At 70.8% G+C, this 18,541-nt stretch carries 14 protein-coding genes; 7 read left to right on the top strand and 7 right to left on the bottom strand.

The genetic code is table 11. The features are described from left to right. Window positions 1-99 precede the first annotated feature (99 nt). On the bottom strand, window positions 100-3,636 hold the full coding sequence (locus ACZ5NW_RS19285; RefSeq protein ID WP_468745109.1) for a LamG-like jellyroll fold domain-containing protein: 3,537 nt from the start codon (window positions 3,634-3,636) through the stop codon (window positions 100-102). Between the two features lie 459 nt (window positions 3,637-4,095). After that, on the bottom strand, window positions 4,096-5,535 hold the full coding sequence (locus ACZ5NW_RS19280) for a gamma-aminobutyraldehyde dehydrogenase (RefSeq protein WP_468745022.1): 1,440 nt from the start codon (window positions 5,533-5,535) through the stop codon (window positions 4,096-4,098). Window positions 5,536-5,704: 169 nt separating this feature from the next. On the opposite strand from ACZ5NW_RS19280, the gene ACZ5NW_RS19275 reads away from it, so the two are divergent. The 7 genes from ACZ5NW_RS19275 (at window position 5,705) to ACZ5NW_RS19245 (ending at window position 12,461) form a co-directional block, all read left to right on the top strand. Further along, a complete protein-coding gene (locus ACZ5NW_RS19275) occupies window positions 5,705-6,229 on the top strand; it encodes an Lrp/AsnC family transcriptional regulator (RefSeq protein ID WP_468745021.1) in 525 nt (174 codons plus the stop codon). Window positions 6,230-6,249: 20 nt separating this feature from the next. Further along, window positions 6,250-7,614: an aspartate aminotransferase family protein gene (locus ACZ5NW_RS19270; RefSeq protein WP_468745020.1), complete on the top strand. Its 1,365-nt coding sequence runs from the start codon at window positions 6,250-6,252 to the stop codon at window positions 7,612-7,614. Between the two features lie 196 nt (window positions 7,615-7,810). Continuing rightward, window positions 7,811-8,551 (top strand): ABC transporter ATP-binding protein, encoded by a 741-nt coding sequence (locus ACZ5NW_RS19265; protein ID WP_468745019.1) that lies wholly within the window; start codon window positions 7,811-7,813, stop codon window positions 8,549-8,551. Further along, entirely contained in the window at window positions 8,533-9,933 is a 1,401-nt protein-coding gene (locus ACZ5NW_RS19260) for a hypothetical protein (protein ID WP_468745018.1), read from the top strand. Before ACZ5NW_RS19265 ends, ACZ5NW_RS19260 begins: the two co-directional genes overlap by 19 nt. A gap of 132 nt (window positions 9,934-10,065) precedes the next feature. Beyond that, entirely contained in the window at window positions 10,066-10,485 is a 420-nt protein-coding gene (locus ACZ5NW_RS19255; protein WP_468745017.1) for a VOC family protein, read from the top strand. Between the two features lie 47 nt (window positions 10,486-10,532). Next, on the top strand, window positions 10,533-11,654 hold the full coding sequence (locus ACZ5NW_RS19250; RefSeq protein ID WP_468745016.1) for an LOG family protein: 1,122 nt from the start codon (window positions 10,533-10,535) through the stop codon (window positions 11,652-11,654). A gap of 120 nt (window positions 11,655-11,774) precedes the next feature. Further along, entirely contained in the window at window positions 11,775-12,461 is a 687-nt protein-coding gene (locus ACZ5NW_RS19245; protein ID WP_468745015.1) for an LAETG motif-containing sortase-dependent surface protein, read from the top strand. Between the two features lie 93 nt (window positions 12,462-12,554). On the opposite strand, the gene ACZ5NW_RS19240 is transcribed toward ACZ5NW_RS19245, so the two are convergent. From ACZ5NW_RS19240 to rlmN, 5 genes are all read right to left on the bottom strand, one after another. Continuing rightward, complete coding sequence (locus tag ACZ5NW_RS19240) at window positions 12,555-13,352, bottom strand: maleylpyruvate isomerase family mycothiol-dependent enzyme (protein ID WP_468745014.1); 798 nt, start codon at window positions 13,350-13,352, stop codon at window positions 12,555-12,557. 25 nt (window positions 13,353-13,377) lie between these two features. After that, window positions 13,378-14,397 carry an ABC transporter ATP-binding protein gene (locus ACZ5NW_RS19235; RefSeq protein WP_468745013.1) on the bottom strand — a complete coding sequence of 340 codons (1,020 nt, stop codon included), beginning with the start codon at window positions 14,395-14,397 and terminating at the stop codon, window positions 13,378-13,380. Next, window positions 14,397-16,001: an ABC transporter permease gene (locus ACZ5NW_RS19230; protein ID WP_468745012.1), complete on the bottom strand. Its 1,605-nt coding sequence runs from the start codon at window positions 15,999-16,001 to the stop codon at window positions 14,397-14,399. Before ACZ5NW_RS19230 ends, ACZ5NW_RS19235 begins: the two co-directional genes overlap by 1 nt. A gap of 38 nt (window positions 16,002-16,039) precedes the next feature. Further along, entirely contained in the window at window positions 16,040-17,119 is a 1,080-nt protein-coding gene (locus ACZ5NW_RS19225) for a thiamine ABC transporter substrate-binding protein (RefSeq protein ID WP_468745011.1), read from the bottom strand. A gap of 230 nt (window positions 17,120-17,349) precedes the next feature. Then, window positions 17,350-18,456, bottom strand: coding sequence for a dual-specificity RNA methyltransferase RlmN (gene rlmN / locus ACZ5NW_RS19220; protein WP_468745010.1), 1,107 nt, complete (start codon window positions 18,454-18,456; stop codon window positions 17,350-17,352). Between the last annotated feature and the right edge of the window lie 85 nt (window positions 18,457-18,541).

Here is an 18,541-nt window from a genome sequence, read left to right as displayed (position 1 = left end):
GGTCACGGCGGCGCCTCGGCAAAGACCGGCCGGTGCCGCGAACAGCGCGGGGCGGGACAGGACGGGCGCATCGGCCCGCCCCGTCCCGCCCCGCCGCTCCTACTGCTCGGCGTTGCGCCGGTCGGCGATCGTGGCGGTGGAGGTGGCTCCGGCCCACACACGGACGCTGTCGATCATTCCGGGGAAGTAGCGCGCGGCCGCGCCGTTGATCTTCGCCCGCCCGATCTCGAACGCCCCGCCGCCCTGCCACGGGGCCGAGTACGGCACGCCCTCCTCGTCGCCCATCAGTGCGCTGTCGACGTAGAGCTTCAGCCCGCCGAGCTTGGAGGTGTCGTCGGGGTCGGCGGCCGACTGGGCGTCGTAGACGACCGTCAGCATCACCGGGACGCCCAGCTGGGCCGTGGTGGCCGCGGCGGACGTGCTCGTGGTCCACGCCGCGCCGGTGCCGTCCTTGTCGGGACGGCCGAACGTCCAGCGGCCCTGGGTGCTGCCGGCCGGCTGCTCGTACCAGACGCCCCAGGCGGACTGGCTCGTCCCGGACTGGCCGAACACCTGCACCGCGTACGACTTGGTGGTGTCGGCGAGCTTGGCCGGGTCCAGCGTGACCCAGGCGGTCGCGGTGAACGAACCGGTGTCGTCGACGACCGGGCCGGTGGCGGTGGCGTAGGCGCTGGTGCCGTTCAGGGTCATCGTCTGCGAGGTGGTGACCTCTTCGCCGATGTCCGGGTCACCGGTGGTGATGGTGGTGAGCGCGGCCCCGTTGAGGGTGAGGGTGCGGCCGAAGCCGCTGGTGTCCTTCACCGTGGTGCCGGTCGCGTTGACGGTGTCCTTGGCGTCCCACTTGGCCACGAGGGCGGGGACCGGGTCACCGGCGGTGCCGTCGCTGAGGTCCTCGTCCTCCAGCCACGCCTCGTGGGCGACCTCGGTGTCCGCGAGGGCGCGGGACCAGACCTTCACCTCGTCGATGGTCCCGGAGAAGTTCTCCTTGCCGCCGCCGTCGTACCACAGGCGTCCGATCTGGAGGTTGCCGGACGCCTTCCACGGGGTGGTGAACGCCACCGGCGCGCCCTGCGGGACGCCGTTGACGTAGAGCTGGATGTTCTGGTTCGCCGCGTCGTAGACGCCGGTGAGGTGGGTCCAGGCGTTCAGGACCGGCGGCTTGGTGCTGATCGAGCGGGTGATGCCGGGGTTGACGATGTCCGACTGGTGACGGTTGAAGATCCAGGCCTTGTAGGAGCTGGAGTAGTACAGCTGGAACCCGGAGGCGTTGGTGCCCGCCTGGGACAGGACGGTGTAGTTGACGTCGTTCTTCGTCAGCCGCGCCCAGGCCGAGACGGTGAAGGACTTCGTGGTGTCCAGGACCGCGCCGGTGGTGGAGAGGTAGGCGGTGGTGCCGTTCAGCTTCGCCGCGCCGGAGCCGCTGCGGGCCAGGGTGTCCCAGGTGGCGCCGGAGTTGGTCAGCGGGTGCTGGGTGGCGGTGGTGGCGTCGGTGAGGGCGTTGTCCAGGTGCCAGATGCCGGAGGGCTGTTCGGCTCCCTTCACCAGGAAGCTGTAGTAGCCGGTGAGCGAGCTGTGGCCGGCGGCGTCGTAGCCCCAGACCTGGATGGTGTTCTCACCCGCCTGGTTGGGGGTGATCGTCTGGGTGGTGGCCGTGCCGGTGGGGACCGGGATCGGGTTGGAGAGCGAGCCGCTGTTCAGCTTCCACCGGTAGCTGACGACGTCCGACTGAATGCCGGGGGTGGTGGGGTTGGTGTCCCCGGGGGTGAAGGTGAACTTGCCCGCCGTGCCGACACCGCCGGCGGCCGGGTCGGTCGCGGCCGGCTTGTACACGCCGTCCGCGCTGCTGATGACCGGGGGCGGCGGCGAGTCGGTGTCGACGCGGAAGTAGCACCACGACGACCAGGCGGAGTCCAGGACGCCGGAGTCGCCCCGGTCCGTCATGTAGTACGCCTGTGTCTTGACGCGCATCCGGTAGTTCGTCTGCGCCGTCAGGGTGCTGGTCGACGCGTCGCGTACGGCGTTGTCGGCGACCCAGGCGCTGCTCGGCGAGGCCGCGTACCAGACGCGGCTGGAGCCGTCGGCCTTCCACACCTCGAACAGGGCGCGCAGCTGGGCGTTGGCGCCGTCGACCGACTGCACGGTACCCAGCATCTTCGGCGAGGTGTCACTGGTGGCGAAGGGCAGCGTGGAGGCGTTGCAGGCCCGTCCGGTGGTGCCCTGCTGGACGCCGTACGAGGTGGGCTTGTCCGGGTAGGAGATGTAGGTCACCGACAGCTTCGCGTCGTTGCGGAAGCGCGCCCAGGCGGCCGCGTCGGACTCGTCGTGCGCGGTGAGGGAGAAGGTGATCTGCGGCGACTTGTTCGCGGCGTGGGTGGCGAGGGTCGGGGTGAGGTTCTCGTTGGTCTCCCCGCCGGAGACGTTGTCGCTGAAGCGCACCCAGTTCGCCGGCTGGGAGGGGTCGCACAGGCTGCCCCGCCCGTAGGACACGAAGCGGTCGCCCATCAGGTCGTCCGCGGAGGGGCGGCTGGACCAGGTGGTGCTGTCGGAGATGCCCTTGGTGACGTGGCTGAGGTCGTACCAGTGCCCGTCGCAGGTGAACGACCACACCATGTACACCTCGAACGTCGCGTCCAGGATCTTCTTCCCGTGGATCGACGACAGCGGGTACTCGAAGTACATGCGCTGGGTGTAGGGGCTGTTGGAGCAGAGGTAGCCGGCGTAGTTGGAGCAGTGCCCCACGCCCTTGTCCCCGCTGAACTTCCAGTACTTCGTGCCGTTGGAGGCGAGGGCCGTCCAGTCGCCGAGGGAGATGCCCTTGGTCGGCGGGTCGATGTACAGCGGGAAGACGGTGTCCTTGCCGTGCAGCAGGGCCGGGTCGGGCGTGATCTCCAGGGCGGTGCCGCTGACCTTGAGCGGGAGGTCGGCCGCCGCGTCACCACTGCTGGGAGCCTCCGCCGGGGCGGGCTCGCCCTTGGCGGCGGGCAGCGGGACCGCCGGTGCCGGAGCCGGCGTGCCGTCGGCACCGGTCAGCGGTGCGGTGCGGGCGAGCTGCGGGGTGACGCCCGCGGAGCCGGACTGCGCGCTGTCGCCGGCCGAGTCCCACATCCGCCCGGCCGGGCTCTCGAAGACGGGGGTGCCGTCGCCGTCGCGCGCGACGAAGCCGCCGCCGGACGTCGGGGCGATGTCGAGGTCGCCGCCGACGCTCATCCTGATCCTCGTGAGCGCCGGGTTCTTGGCCGCCTGCGCGGTCTTGACCACGAGGACCGAGGTGTAGCCGGTGCTGAGCGCCGTCAGTTTCAGGTCGACGCCGGGGAGGACGTCGGGGTAGGTGGCGTCGGCGCCGCTGAGCCGGGGCGCGGGGAGCGCGGTGGGCCAGCCGAGCGTCAGCCGGTGGCCCTTGTCCTCCAGCCGGATCAGGTTCTTGCCGTTGCCGCCGCCGGAGAGGACGAGGTCGGCCGTCGTGTTCCTCGACCGCACCGAGCCGTCGGCCGCGCGCACGAGGGTGGTGTCGATGGGGGCCCAGGCTCCGTCGTCCTTCTGGGCGCGGACCGGGGCGGCGTTCATCTCCTGGGTGAACGTGCCGTCCGGGTTGGCGAAAACCTGCGTCGATTCGGTGGTCTCCGCGGCGACCGCCACGCGCTTACCGGTCTTCGCCGCGAGGGCGCTCGCCTCCGATTCCGGTGTGCGGTCGGGCGCCGCCTCGGCGGCCCCGTCCCGCGCGGCCGCGGGCGCGGCGGCCCCCACGGCTGGTATCAGTCCGCCCAGGAGCGCGGCGGCTATCGCCCCGCTCCGCACCGCATGGCGCCAACGGCGCCCTCGTCGCTGGATCAACACGCCCCACCCGTTTCCCAGTTGTTCCTTTGAACTTCCTCGGACCAAGCTGTGATGATCATGTGTAGGGGACATGTCAGTCAAGGGCTTGAGGGGGGTCCTCTCGACCGATCTGATCCGGCCAACCTCCGGACGGGGAAGAGCAGTTGGGAGAAAGCAGGGAAAAGCGGCGGAAGTGACCCCCGGCTCTCCCTGCGCAGTGGCCCGCAACGTGAAGGGGCCCGCGCTCGGATGGTGAGCGCGGGCCCCGGGCGGGACTGACCGTCAGACGTCCAGGGACGTCATCACGTGCTTGATGCGGGTGTAGTCCTCGAAGCCGTAGCCGGAGAGGTCCTTGCCGTAGCCGGACTTCTTGAAGCCACCGTGGGGCATCTCCGCGACCAGCGGGATGTGGGTGTTGATCCACACGCAGCCGAAGTCCAGCTTCTTGGACATCCGCATCGCGCGGCCGTGGTCCTTGGTCCACACCGAGGAGGCGAGGGCGTACTCGACGCCGTTGGCCCACTCGACCGCCTGGTCCTCGTCCGTGAAGGACTGGACGGTGATGACCGGGCCGAAGACCTCGCGCTGGATGATCTCGTCGTCCTGCTGCAGACCCGAGACGACGGTCGGGGCGTAGAAGTAGCCCTTGTCGCCGACCTGGTGACCGCCCGCCTCGACCTTGGCGTGGGCGGGGAGGCGCTCGATGAACCCGGCGACCTGCTTGAGCTGGTTGGGGTTGTTCAGCGGGCCGAAGAGGACGTCCTCGTCGTCCGGCTGCCCGGTCTTGGTCTCGGCCGCGGCCTTGGCGAGGGCGGCGACGAACTCGTCGTGGATGGACTCCTGGACGAGGACGCGGGTGGCGGCCGTACAGTCCTGGCCGGCGTTGAAGAAGCCCGCGACGGAGATGTCCTCGACGGCCTTGGCGATGTCCGTGTCCTCGAAGACGACCACGGGGGCCTTGCCGCCCAGCTCCAGGTGGACCCGCTTGAGGTCCTTGGAGGCCGACTCGGCGACCGACATGCCGGCCCGCACCGAGCCCGTGATGGAGGCCATCGCCGGGGTCGGGTGCTCGACCATCAGCCGGCCGGTGTCCCGGTCGCCGGTGACGACGTTGAAGACGCCCTTGGGCAGGATCGAGCCGATGATGTCGGCGATCAGCACGGTCGAGGCGGGGGTGGTGTCCGAGGGCTTGAGGACCACGGTGTTGCCGGCCGCGATCGCGGGGGCGAACTTCCACACGGCCATCATCATCGGGTAGTTCCACGGCGCGACCTGCGCGCAGACGCCGACCGGCTCACGGCGGATGATCGAGGTCATGCCGTCCATGTACTCGCCGGCCGACCGTCCCTCCAGCATCCGGGCCGCACCCGCGAAGAAGCGGATCTGGTCGACCATCGGCGGGATCTCCTCGGACCGCGTGAGCCCGATCGGCTTGCCCGTGTTCTCCACCTCGGCGGCGATGAGCTCCTCGGCGCGCTCCTCGAAGGCGTCCGCGATCTTGAGCAGGGCCTTCTGACGCTCGGCCGGGGTGGTGTCGCGCCAGCCCGGGAAGGCCTCGGCGGCGGCCGCCATGGCGGCGTCCACGTCCGCCTGGCCGGACAGCGGCGCTGTCGCGTACGCCTCGCCCGTCGCGGGGTTGACCACCTCGGTGGTCCGTCCGTCGGCGGCGTCCCGGAACTCACCGCCGATGTAATTGCGCAGACGACGCAGCTCGGTGCTCACTGCCGGCCTCCTGTCAGGTTCAAACTGTCCGATTGCTGAGACACCCACCCTAGTCTGCGCGCCCACGTTTTCAACACCCCCGATCCGGCAACGGCTGCGAAATCCGCAGGTCTCAGTCCCGTAAACAACGAATTTCATCGATCCGGCCTTGCGGAACTGTCGAGACGTCGTGCACAGTGAGGTCGTGGCCAGTCGAAGCGCAGAGCACAGGGACTCCCGGGACCCCCGCGAGTCCAGGAACGGCACCCCTCACCTGGATGCCGTCAGCCTCGCCATCATCGAACAGCTCCAGCAGGACGGGCGCAGGCCGTACGCCGCCATCGGCAAGGCCGTGGGCCTGTCGGAGGCGGCCGTGCGCCAGCGCGTCCAGAAGCTGCTCGATCAGGGCGTGATGCAGATCGTCGCCGTCACGGACCCGCTCACCGTGGGTTTCCGTCGGCAGGCGATGGTCGGTGTCCACGCCGAGGGCGATGTCGAGTCCATCGCCGACGCGCTCACCGACATGGCGGAGGTCGAGTACGTCGTGATGACCGCGGGCTCGTTCGACATCCTCGCCGAGATCGTCTGCGAGGACGACGACCACCTGCTGGACGTCATCAACAAGCGCATCCGGTCCCTGCCCGGCGTGCGCTCCACCGAGAGCTTCGTCTATCTGAAGCTCAAGAAGCAGACCTACATGTGGGGAACCCGATAACCCGTGAGGACCCGATAACCGTGAGCTCCAAGGACCTCAGCCGCACCGCGTACGACCACCTGTGGATGCACTTCACCCGCATGTCCTCGTACGAGAACGCCCCCGTTCCGACCATCGTCCGGGGTGAAGGCACCTACATCTACGACGACAAGGGCAAGCGCTACCTCGACGGTCTCGCGGGTCTGTTCGTGGTCCAGGCCGGTCACGGCCGCACGGAACTCGCGGAGACCGCCTTCAAGCAGGCGCAGGAGCTGGCGTTCTTCCCCGTGTGGTCGTACGCCCACCCGAAGGCCGTGGAGCTCGCCGAGCGCCTGGCCGACTACGCTCCGGGCGACCTGAACAAGGTCTTCTTCACCACCGGCGGCGGCGAGGCCGTCGAGACCGCCTGGAAGCTCGCCAAGCAGTACTTCAAGCTGGTCGGCAAGCCCACCAAGTACAAGGTCATCTCGCGTGCGGTCGCCTACCACGGCACCCCGCAGGGCGCCCTGTCCATCACCGGTCTGCCGGGCCTGAAGGCCCCCTTCGAGCCGCTCGTCCCGGGCGCCCACAAGGTCCCGAACACCAACATCTACCGCGCGCCGATCTTCGGCGACGACCCGGAGGCCTTCGGCCGCTGGGCCGCCGACCAGATCGAGCAGCAGATCCTCTTCGAGGGCCCCGACACGGTCGCCGCGGTCTTCCTGGAGCCGGTCCAGAACGCGGGCGGCTGCTTCCCGCCCCCGCCCGGCTACTTCCAGCGCGTGCGCGAGATCTGCGACCAGTACGACGTGCTGCTCGTCTCCGACGAGGTCATCTGCGCCTTCGGCCGCCTCGGCACGATGTTCGCCTGCGACAAGTTCGGCTACGTCCCGGACATGATCACCTGCGCCAAGGGCATGACCTCGGGCTACTCCCCGATCGGCGCCTGCATCATCTCCGACCGCCTCGCCGAGCCGTTCTACAAGGGCGACAACACCTTCCTGCACGGCTACACCTTCGGCGGCCACCCGGTCTCCGCGGCCGTCGGCCTCGCCAACCTCGACCTGTTCGAGCGCGAGGGCATCAACCAGCACGTCCTCGACAACGAGCCGGCGTTCCTCGCCACGCTCCAGAAGCTGCACGACCTGCCGATCGTCGGCGACGTCCGCGGCAACGGCTTCTTCTACGGCATCGAACTGGTCAAGGACAAGGCGACGAAGGAGTCCTTCAACGCCGAGGAGACCGAGCGCGTCCTCTACGGCTTCCTCAGCAAGGCCCTCTTCGAGAACGGCCTGTACTGCCGTGCCGACGACCGCGGCGACCCGGTGATCCAGCTCGCCCCGCCGCTGATCTCCAACCAGGAGACCTTCGACGAGATCGAGCAGATCCTGCGCGCCACCCTGACGGAGGCGTGGACCAAGCTCTAGCCTCCGGCGGTTCAGCAGCAGTCGTTGGGCCCGGGGTGCACCCGTACGAGTGAGAAGGGTGCGCCCCGGGCCGCGTGCTGTCCGGCGTCGCCGTCCCGGCTCCTTAGCGTGCCTGGTAACCGATCGGCCCTGCCATCGTTCCGCCGCATGGGGGAAAAGGCACGGGAACTACGGATCTGAACCGAGGTGTACGCCCATGGAGGCCCCGCCGGACAACGACGTGCTGTGGGCACGGTCCCTGCACTACACGCACCGCGACGGCAGCCCCGGTCTGGGCGGCGTCTCGCTCGGGGTGCGCGAGGGCGAGATCCTCGCCGTCAGCGGACCGCGCGGCAGCGGCAAGACGACCCTGCTGCACTGCCTCTCCGGACTGGTGCCCGCCCAGCGCGGCGAGGTCTGGTTCAACAGCGTCCCCGTCCACACCATGGGCACGATGGCCCGCGAACGGCTGCGCCGCGACCGCTTCGGCTGGATCGACCCCGCCCCGGTCCTCGTCCCGGAACTCACCGTCTGGGAGAACGCCGCCCTGCCCCTCATGATGCGCGGCACCGGCCGCAGCCGCGCCAAGGCGGCGGCACTGGAGTGGCTGGAGCGCCTCGACGTCGGCGGCACCTCGCGCAAGCGCCCGCACGAACTGACCCAGGCGGAACGCCAGCGCGTCTGCATCACCCGGGCCCTGGCCCCGGCACCGTCCGTCCTCTTCGCGGACGAACCGACGGCACCCCTGCACCGGGCCGACCGCGCCCACGTCCTGCGCACGCTCACCACGGCGGCCCGCTCCCACGGCATCACGGTGGTGCTGGCCACGCACGACGCGGAGACCGCCGCGCTGGCCGACCGCACGGTGTCGCTGCTGGACGGGCGCCGCGTGAAGACGGTCCACCTCCCGCCGGCCACGGAGACGGAAGGCCGGGCCGCGTGCTCGCTCTCCGTCTGAGCCGCGGCGCCCACCCGGCCGTCCAGCTGCGCCGCCTGCTGGTGGCCGCGGCCTCGGGCGGCACGGGCTTCCTCCTGCTGTGCACCCTGGGCCACGCCCTGAGCCACCCCGACGCGCCGGGCGGCTCCGTGCAGCGCCTGGCCTGGTGCGCGCTCCCGCTCGCCGCGACGGTGTACTTCGCCATGGCGGTGGCCCGTACGGACCCCGGCACCCGCCCCCGCCCCGGCCTCGCGGCGATCGGCCTGGGTCCCACCCGTCTGATGGCCGTCTCGGCGACGACGACAGCCCTCTCGACGCTGGTCGGCTCGATGCTGGCCCTGCTGGTCTTCCTCCATCTGCGCGGCGATCTGACGGGCATGCCCTTCGACGGGGCGGCGGCGGACTTCCTCGCGGCGGACCAGGACCTCCCCCTCCCGGCGGCCCTGACCCTCCTCTCCCTGGTCCCGCTGACGGCGTCCCTGTCGGTGGCGTTGATGCTCCGCCCGAGAGACCTCCAGGTGGCCACGCGCTCAACCGCGAGCACCGCCTTCGGCCGCTTCGGGGCGCGCGCCGGCACGACAAGAAGAGAGACCTTCGGCACCTACGGCAGATTCGGCGCCCGGCGCGGCCGGAACTCCGCTGAGCCTGCGGGCAGTCGTGCCGCTGGGGCGGCACGGGTGGGCGCTGGGGGTCCCCCCTCTGGGGGAGGCACCCCGCCGGCGCGGGCGAGCGAACCCCACCCCCGCCCACCCGCACCCGCACCCGCACCCGACAGCCACCGCACCACCCCCTCCCCCACGGCCCTCCCCTGGGGTGCGGCCCTCCTCGCCGCCGGCCTGGCCGTGGAGGCGTACGCCGGCCGGACCACCCCGCTCACCGATCTCACCACCCCCGGCGGCCTCCCCACCGCTCCCCTCACCGTCCTCCTCGGCTGGGCCCTCACCGCTCTCGGCCTGGCCCTCGCAGGACCCGGCCTCACCCACCTCTGCGGCCGCCTCCTCCAGTCCGCCCGCCCCGGCGCCCTCCGCCTCCTCGCGGGCCGCGGCCTGATGGAGGAGTCCGCCCGCATCGGCCGCCCCCTGGGCGTGGTCTGCGCGGTCGCCTCCGGTGCGTGCACGATGCTCGCGCTGCACGACCCCGCCGCCTCCCCGGACCGCGCCTTCGGCCCCCTCACCGCCCTCGGCGCCCTGGTGGTCACCGGCTGCGCCCTCGCCACGCTCCTCACCGCCGCCGTGGAGGCCCGCCAGTCCCGCGCCGACACCACCGCCGCGCTGCTCCGCCTGGGCGCCCCCGCGACGATGCTCCGCAGCGCGGCCGCCCTGCGCGCCGGCGCCCTGGTGGCCCTGTTCACCCCGCTCACCCTGCTCGTCGCCGAGCTCGCCGCACTCCCCCTGACCGGCTGACGGACCCGCCGGAGAACTCGTACGAGAAAAATCGGCGGCGGCCGATGAGTTCCGCCGCGCCCCCGGGTCTACCCCACCGAACAGCAAGAACACGGCCGCACCAGTGACCGCACGACCGACCGGGAGACCCTGATGACGAACACCGCCTACCAGCAGATGATCTTCGTGAACCTGCCCGTGAGCGACCTCGACGCCTCGAAGAAGTTCTTCACGGAGCTGGGCTACACGATCAACCCGCAGTTCACCGACGAGAACGCGGCCTCCGTCGTGATCAGCGACACCATCGTGGCGATGCTGCTCACCAAGCCGTTCTACTCGACCTTCACCGACAAGGAGATCGCGGACGCCACGAAGACCAGCGAGGTGCTGATCTGTCTGAGCGCCGAGAGCCGCGCGAAGGTCGACGAGCTGGTCGAGAAGGCCGTGGCCGCCGGCGGCACCGCCTCCGCCAAGGTGCAGGACATGGGCTTCATGTACGGCCGCGGCTTCGACGACCTCGACGGCCACACCTGGGAGGTCGTCTGGATGGACCCGGCCGCGATCCAGGGCTGAACCAGGGGCCGGACGACCGCCGGAGAGGCCGTGTCTAGCATGGGCGGGTGCAGACGATGCCCGCCCATGCGGCCCACCACGACGACCGTGAGATCGAATCCCTCGACGAGTTCGACGCGACCGTCTCGGCACGCGGCTCGCTCGCCGGATACCGCGTCCAGGCCGTCGATCTGACCGACCGGACAAGGGAGTTGCTCGGCACGGACACCACGGGTGCCGTCTTCCTCGGCTGTCCGATGCGCGAGAACGCGGCCGCCAAGGTCCGCGCGGACGGCGCGCTGGTCTTCCCACCCGTCCCCGACCTGCCCTTCGACCCGTACCGGGGCCTGGTCTACTCGCCCGACGAGCTGTTCACCGGACTCGACGGGGGCTATGAGCGGACCCCCGACGCCCTCGCGTACGCCTGGTTCCGGCGGACCAGGGCCGACGGCGACATCTTCGCCTCGATGCTGCGCTCCATCCACGACGACGCCGTCTCCGACGCGCTCGACGAACTCCTGCGCGGGACGCGGGTGGTGGGCGTGATGGGCGGTCACGCCATGGCCCGCGGCACGGACGCCTACGCCGGTGCCGCGCGGCTCGGCCGGGAACTGACCCGGTCCGGCCTCACGGTCGCCACCGGTGGCGGCCCCGGCGCGATGGAGGCGGCGAACCTGGGCGCGTACGCCGCCCCGTTCGACGACGCGATGCTCGACGACTCCCTCGAACTCCTCGCCAAGGCGCCGACGTTCACCCCGTCGATCACCGACTGGGCACGGCTCGCCTTCGAGGTGCGCACCCACTGGCCGAGGGGCGGCACGTCCGTCGGCATCCCCACCTGGTTCTACGGCCACGAGCCGCCGAACCCCTTCGCGTCGCACATCGCCAAGTACTTCGCCAACGCCACGCGCGAGGACGGCCTGCTGGCCCGCTCCAGCGCGGGCGTGGTGTTCCTGCCGGGCGCCGCAGGGACCGTACAGGAGATATTCGACAACGCGACGCCCAACTACTACGAGTCGCGCGGGGAGCCGACCCCGATGGTCCTGGTCGACCGGGAGCACTGGACGGAGCGGCTGCCGGCCTGGCCCCTTCTGCGGTCGCTTGCGAAGGACCGGCCGATGGAGGCCAGAATCGCCCTCGTTGACCGGATCGAGGACGCTCCGGCGGCGCTGAAACGTCTCGGCGGTTAATAAGCGGGCAAAGCCAAGCGCCGGGTAGAGTCCGTGCATTGACACTTCTTATGAGGCGCTTATAGACCTGTGAGCCTCAACCCCCCACCGATTGCACTTCCGTAAAGGACAAACGTGTCCATGAACCGCCGCACCACCGTCCGTTCGGCACGCATACTCGGTGTCTCCGCCGCCTCCGCGGCCCTCGTGCTGGGAGTGGCCGGCGGCGCCCTCGCCTGTGACATCAGCGAGTTCTCCGCCGCAGCCGTCTGCGACGGCGGGCAGGGCGTCATCACCGTCACCGACAAGGACCCGACCGGCACCCCCGCCGTCATCACCGTGTACCTGGAGAACAACGGCGGCGATCTCCGTCAGGTCGGCAAGCCCACCAAGGTCAAGGGCTCCAAGGAAGGGGTCACGGTCCGCTTCGCCGAGAACTGGGCGCCCGGCGCCGAGTACCGCGTCCACGTCAAGGCCGGCAACCAGGTCGACAAGGACATCTCGCCGAACGTGACCGCCCCGTCCAAGGCCTGCGCGGCCGAGGAGACCTCCACCCCGACCGCTTCCCCGTCCACCTCCGCGTCGCCCTCGGACTCCACGTCCACGCCGGCGGCCCCGACCCCCTCCGCCTCGACGAGCGAGAGCACGGCGCCGGCGGGCACCGTGAGCAACGCCCCGTCGCCGAACATCGGCGAGTCCAACCTCGCGGAGACCGGCGCCAGCTCCAACACCGGGCTGATCGCCGGCATCGCGGCCGTCCTGGTCGTCCTGGGCGGCGCGGCCGTCTTCTTCGGCATGAAGCGCCGCGGCACCGGCAACGGCCGTTAGAGAACGGTCAGTTCCTCGCGCTCCGAAGGGGGCGCGAGGAACTGCGCGACCGGCCACGGACGGGCCGCACCCGCCGACGGTCCCGCCCGGTCCTCAGCCGAACGTCGCCCGCTCCAGCCAGAACTCCAACAACTCCCGCTCGCCCAGGATCTCCAACCCCGCGCTGTCCAGCGGCAGTCGGCGGTAGAAGGCGAGCAGCACGTCGGTGAGGGGCCCGCGCAGGGCGACCGTCGCCTTCTCGTGGCCGTGCCGCCAGGTCACGCCGTCCTCGGAGAGCTCGATCAGCCACTCGGCGTGCAGCTCGGGAGCCGCGTCCGTGGCGTGCAGATGGATGCTGCGGCTCGGACCGCGCAGTTCCTTCGCCGCCTCGTGCGGGATGGTCCGCTGCACCCATTCGACGATCTCCAGCCACTCGTCGAGCGCGTCCACGGCGATCTCCGGCGCGACCTCGTAGCGCAGTCCCGCGGCGAGGGTCGCGTCCGCGCGGTGGATCGTGATCTCGTGCGCCATGCGGCGGGCCCAGAAGCCCGACGTGTGGACCCCGGCCCACGCCCACACCTTGGCGTCGGGACCGGCCTCGCGCAGCGCCTCGACGACGATCCGGCCCGTCTCGGCGAGCCAGGCGTCCAGCGCCGCCGCGTCGCCCCGCTCCTCCGGCCCGTCGCCGAGCGGGACGTCCTCGTCCCGGACGTTCTCCTCGGCGCGGGTCCGCACCAGCGTCTCCACCCAGCGCAGGGCGCCGCCCGTGTGCCGGACAAGCTGCTCCAGCGTCCAGTCCGGGCACGTCGGCACGGTCGCGCCCAGATCGGCCCCGGACCGCACCACGCCCCTCAACCGCTCGACCTGATCCGCGATTTCGGCGCAGTACCTCTCATGTGCGAGTAGCGTCATGCGCCTCACCCTAAGACGCATGCGATCACCCGAGGACGACGATTTCGGCCGGGTCGAACTCCACCCCGACCGTGTCCCCGACCTCCGGTGCCTCCCGCAGCGCGCACGCCGCTTCCAGGCGCGGGCCGTCCTCCGGGGCGAGGTGCACGGCGACATGCGTGCCGCGGAAGGTGCGGGCGGTCACCGTGCAGCGCAGGCCCTGATGGGCGTCCACCAGACGCACCCCGGCCGGGCGGACGAGCAGAGCGTGCTCGCCCTGCGCCGAGCCGGCCGGCACCGGCACCTTGCCCCACGGGGTGTCGGCGGCCTCGCCGGCGACGGTCGCGTCGATCACATTGTCGAAGCCGAGGAAGCGGGCCACGAAGGCGTCCGCCGGCCGCTGCCACACCTCCAGGGGCGTCCCGGACTGGGCGATGCGCCCGTCCCGCATCACCACGACCCGGTCGGCCAGTGCGAACGCCTCGCCCTGGTCGTGGGTGACCGCGAGCACGGTCGTGCCCAACCGGCCGAACAGCTCCCGCAGTTCGACGACCAGCCGCTCCCGCAGCGACCGGTCGAGCTGCCCCAGCGGCTCGTCGAGCATCAGCAGCCGGGGGCTCGGCGCCAGCGCCCGGGCCAGCGCGACGCGCTGCTGCTCACCGCCGGACAGCGCGGCCACGGCCCGACGAGCCGCCCCGGGCAGTCCGACCAGGTCCAGCAACTCCCCCACCCGCGCGGCCTGTTCGGCACGGGAGGCGCCGCGCATGCGCAGCCCGAACGCCACATTGCCGCCGACGTCGCGCTGCGGGAACAGCTGATGGTCCTGGAACATGAGGCCGATCCCCCGGCGGTGGGCGGGCACGCCGTTCTGCTCCCGCCCGTCGAGCACCACCCGTCCGGAGTCCAGCGGCTGCAGCCCGGCCACCACCCGCAGCAGCGTCGACTTGCCGCTGCCGCTGGGCCCGAGCACACACACCACCTCGTGCTCGGCTACCGCCAGGTCGACCGAGTCGAGCACGGCCCGCCCGCCGAACCGCACGGTCGCGCCCTCCAGGCTCAGCAGCATCAGAACTCCCCCGTCCGATCGGCCACCCGCAGCGACTCAAGAACCAGCAGGGCCACCGCGCACACCACCATCAGAATCGTCGAAAGGGCCATCGCCTGCCCGTAGTTGAGTTCCCCGGCCCGGCCCAGCAGCCGCGCCACGGCGACCGGCAGCGTCGGGTTGTCGGGCCGTGCGATGAACACCGTCGCCCCGAACTCGCCCAGCGACACCGCGAAGGCGAACCCGGCCGCCACCAGCAGCGCCCGTCGCACCATCGGCAGATCGACCTCCCGCCACACCCGCCACGGCGACGCCCCGAGCACGGCCGCGGCCTCCCGCAGCCGCTCGTCGACCGCCCGCAGCACGGGCAGCATGGTCCGTACGACGAAGGGCACGCCGACCAGCGCCTGCGCGAGCGGCACCAGGATCCAGCTGGCCCGCAGATCCAGCGGGGGCTCGTCCAGCGCGATCAGGAAGCCGAAGCCCACGGTCACCGCGGAGACGCCGAGCGGCAGCATCAGCAGCGCGTCGAAGCCCCGGACCAGCCGTCCCGCGTCCCTGCGGGTGAGCGCGGCGGCGGCGAGAGCACCGATCACCAGGGCGATCGCGGTGGCGGCGAGGGCGTACTCCAGTGAATTGCCGATCGCGTCGATCGGCGGGACCAGGAAGACGGTGCCCTCGTCGGAGGTCAGCGCCCGGTAGTAGGCGAAGTCGGGGGCGTCAAAGGAGCGTTGCACGAGCACGGCGAGCGGCAGCACCAGCAGGAGGGCGATCGTGGCGAGCACCCCGGCCAGCAGCGCCCACTGCCCGGCGCCGCGCGGGCGCCGTGCCGTCACCGACGCGTCCACCAGCCTGAGCGCGCTCTCCCGCCGTCGTACGGTCCAGGCGTGCACGGCGAGGATCGCGCCGACCGCGGCGAACTGGACGAGGGTCAGCACGGCCGCCGTGGACAGGTCGAAGATCTCGGAGGTCTGCCGGTAGATCTCCACTTCGAGGGTGGAGAAGGTCGGCCCGCCGAGGATCTGCACCACACCGAAGGAGGTGAAGGTGAACAGGAAGACCATCAGCGCGGCCGCCGCGACGGCGGGCCCGAGGGCGGGCAGGGTGACCTTGCGCCAGGCCCGGAAGGGCGACGCGCCGAGCATCCGCGCCGCCTCCTCCTGCCGGGGGTCGAGTTGCGCCCACAGCCCGCCCACGGTCCGTACGACGACGGCGTAGTTGAAGAAGACGTGCGCGAGCAGGATCGCCCACACGGTGGTGTCCAGCCGTACGCCCCACAGCTCGTCGAGGAGTCCGCCGCGGCCGACGAGCGCCAGGAACGCCGTGCCGACGACGACGGTCGGCAGCACGAACGGGACGGTCACCACCGCCCGCAGCACCTGCTTGCCGGGGAAGTCCAGCCGCGCGAAGACGTACGCGCCGGGCAGCGCGACCAGCAGGGTGAGCGCGGTGGAGGCGAGCGCCTGCCAGGTGGTGAACCACAGGACGTGCCGGATGTCGGACTGCGCGAGGACGTCCGCCACGCGCCCGAGCTTCCAGCTCCCGTCGACCTTCAGTCCGCGCGCGACGATCGCGGCGACGGGGTAGGCGAAGAACACGCCGAAGAAGGCGACGGGCAGGACCATGAGCCCCAGCCGCGCCGCACTCCGCCGGCGACCGGCCTCTACTTCAGTACGAGCGAGGTCCACGACTTGACCCAGTCGTCACGGTGGGCGGCGATCTTCGCCGGGCTCATCGTCTCGGGGTTCTCGGCGGCGGGGCCGTACTGAGTGAACTCAGCGGGTACGTCCGCGCCCTGGAGCACCGGGTAGACGAACATGTTGAGCGGCATGTCCTCCTGGAACTCCTTGCCGATCAGGAAGTCGATCAGCGCCTTGCCGCCCTCGGTGTTCCTGGCGTTGCTCAGCAGCCCCGCGAACTCGATCTGGCGGAAGCAGGTGCCGGTCGCCACGCCGGTCGGCGCCGACGTCGGCTTCGGCTCGCCGTAGATCACCTCGGCGGGCGGGGAAGAGGCGTAGGAGACGACGAGCGGCCGGTCCGCGCCCGCCTTCTTGCCGCCGGCCGAGCCGGAGAACTCCTCGTTGTACGCCTGCTCCCAGCCGTCGACCACCTTCACGCCGTTGGCCTTGAGCTTCTTCCAGTAGCCCTGCCACCCGTCGTCCCCGTACTCCGCGGCGGAGCCGAGCAGGAAGCCGAGACCCGGCGAGGACGTGGAGGCGTTCTCGGTGACGAGGAGGTCCTTGTACGCGGGCTTGATCAGATCGTCGTACGAGGTCGGCGGGGTCAGATGGTGGTCGGCGAAGTACTTCTTGTCGTAGTTGACGCAGATGTCGCCGAAGTCGATCGGTGTGACGCGGTGCTTGCCGGCGTCGAGCTGGTACTCGGTGCCGACCTGGGCGAGCCCCTCGGCCTTGTACGGCTGGAAGAGGCCGTTGTCGAGGGCGCGGGAGAGCAGGGTGTTGTCGACGCCGTAGAAGACGTCGCCCTGCGGGTTGTCCTTGGTCAGGATCGCCTTGTTGACGGCCTGGCCCGCGTCCCCGGCGGTGAGGACCTTGACCTTGTAGCCGGAGAGCTTCTCGAAGTCGGCGATCACCGTCTTGGAGACGGCCCATGAGTCGTGGCTGACGAGGGTGACGGTCTTCGAACCGGCGCTGTCGTGGCCGCCGGAATCGGACGATCCGCAGGCGGACAGCGTGACGAGACCGAGGCCGACGGCCGCGGCCACGAACGTCTTGGTGTGCACTGGATTCCTCCTGGAGGTGACCAGGAAGAGACGCGGCCCTGCCCGGGACCCGTGGAGGGGTGCCCGGGCAGGGCGCAACAGCTCGAGTGATGACCGAACTTCCTACCCAGAATGACCTGGGCGAGGTTCAGAGGGTCTGCGGCCGGTTGCCGCACTCTCAGCGCTGTGGCGCTCCCCTGTCGGAATATGCAGATGTATGGCTGATATGAAGTTGTCCTGGCGGGATCAGATTACCGCTCGGTGGCCGCGAGCTGACCACAGGCTCCGTCGATCTCCTGGCCCCGGGTGTCCCGGATGGTGACCGGTACACCATGGGCGGCGATGGCCTCGACGAACGCCTTCTCGTCCTCGGGCCGGGAGGCGGTCCACTTCGACCCGGGCGTCGGGTTCAGCGGAATCAGATTCACATGCACGGGCTTGCCCTTGAGCAGCCGCCCGAGCCGGTCACCGCGCCAGGCCTGGTCGTTGATGTCCCGGATGAGCGCGTACTCGATGGACAGCCGGCGGCCCGACTTCTCGACGTACTCGAACCCGGCGTCCAGTACCTCGCGCACCTTCCAGCGCGTGTTGACGGGCACGAGGGTGTCGCGCAGCTCGTCGTCGGGGGCGTGCAGGGAGATGGCGAGCCGGCACTTGAAGCCCTCGTCGGCGAACCGGTGGATGGCCGGCACCAGCCCCACGGTCGACACGGTGATCCCGCGCTGCGACAGGCCGAGCCCGTCCGGGGCGGGGTCGGTCAGCGCACGGATCGCCGTCACGACCCGGTTGTAGTTGGCGAGGGGCTCGCCCATGCCCATGAAGACGATGTTGGACAGCCGCGCCGGCCCGCCGGGAACCTCACCGTCCCTGAGCGCCCGCATCCCGTCGACGATCTGGTGCACGATCTCGGCGCTGGACAGATTCCGGTCCAGGCCCGCCTGCCCGGTGGCGCAGAAGGGACAGTTCATCCCGCAGCCCGCCTGGGAGCTGATGCACATGGTCACCCGGTCCGGGTAGCGCATGAGCACCGACTCGACGAGGGTCCCGTCGAACAGCCGCCACAGCGTCTTGCGGGTGGTCCCCTCGTCCGTCGACAGATGCCGTACGACGGTCATCAGCTCGGGGAACAGCGCCTCCCGCAGCTTCTCGCGCGCACCGGCGGGGATGTCGGTCCACTCGGCCGGGTCGTGCGCGTACCGCGCGAAGTAGTGCTGCGAGAGCTGCTTGGCACGAAACGGCTTCTCACCGATCTCGGCAACAGCCGCCTTCCGCTCCGCAGGCGAAAGATCAGCGAGATGCCGCGGCGGCTTCTTGGCTCCGCGCGGCGCGACAAACGTAAGTTCTCCGGGTGCAGGCATAACACGTCCAGTGTGGCAGATCATCACCGGGACCCCGGTCCGGAGCGGGGTGGGGGTGGTCACCCGCGGGCCCCGACTGCCGGCA

The organism is Streptomyces sp. NPDC032126 (assembly GCF_055580085.1).
Note: the sequence above shows the minus strand (reverse complement) of the source record. Positions and strands in the feature narration are given on the sequence as shown.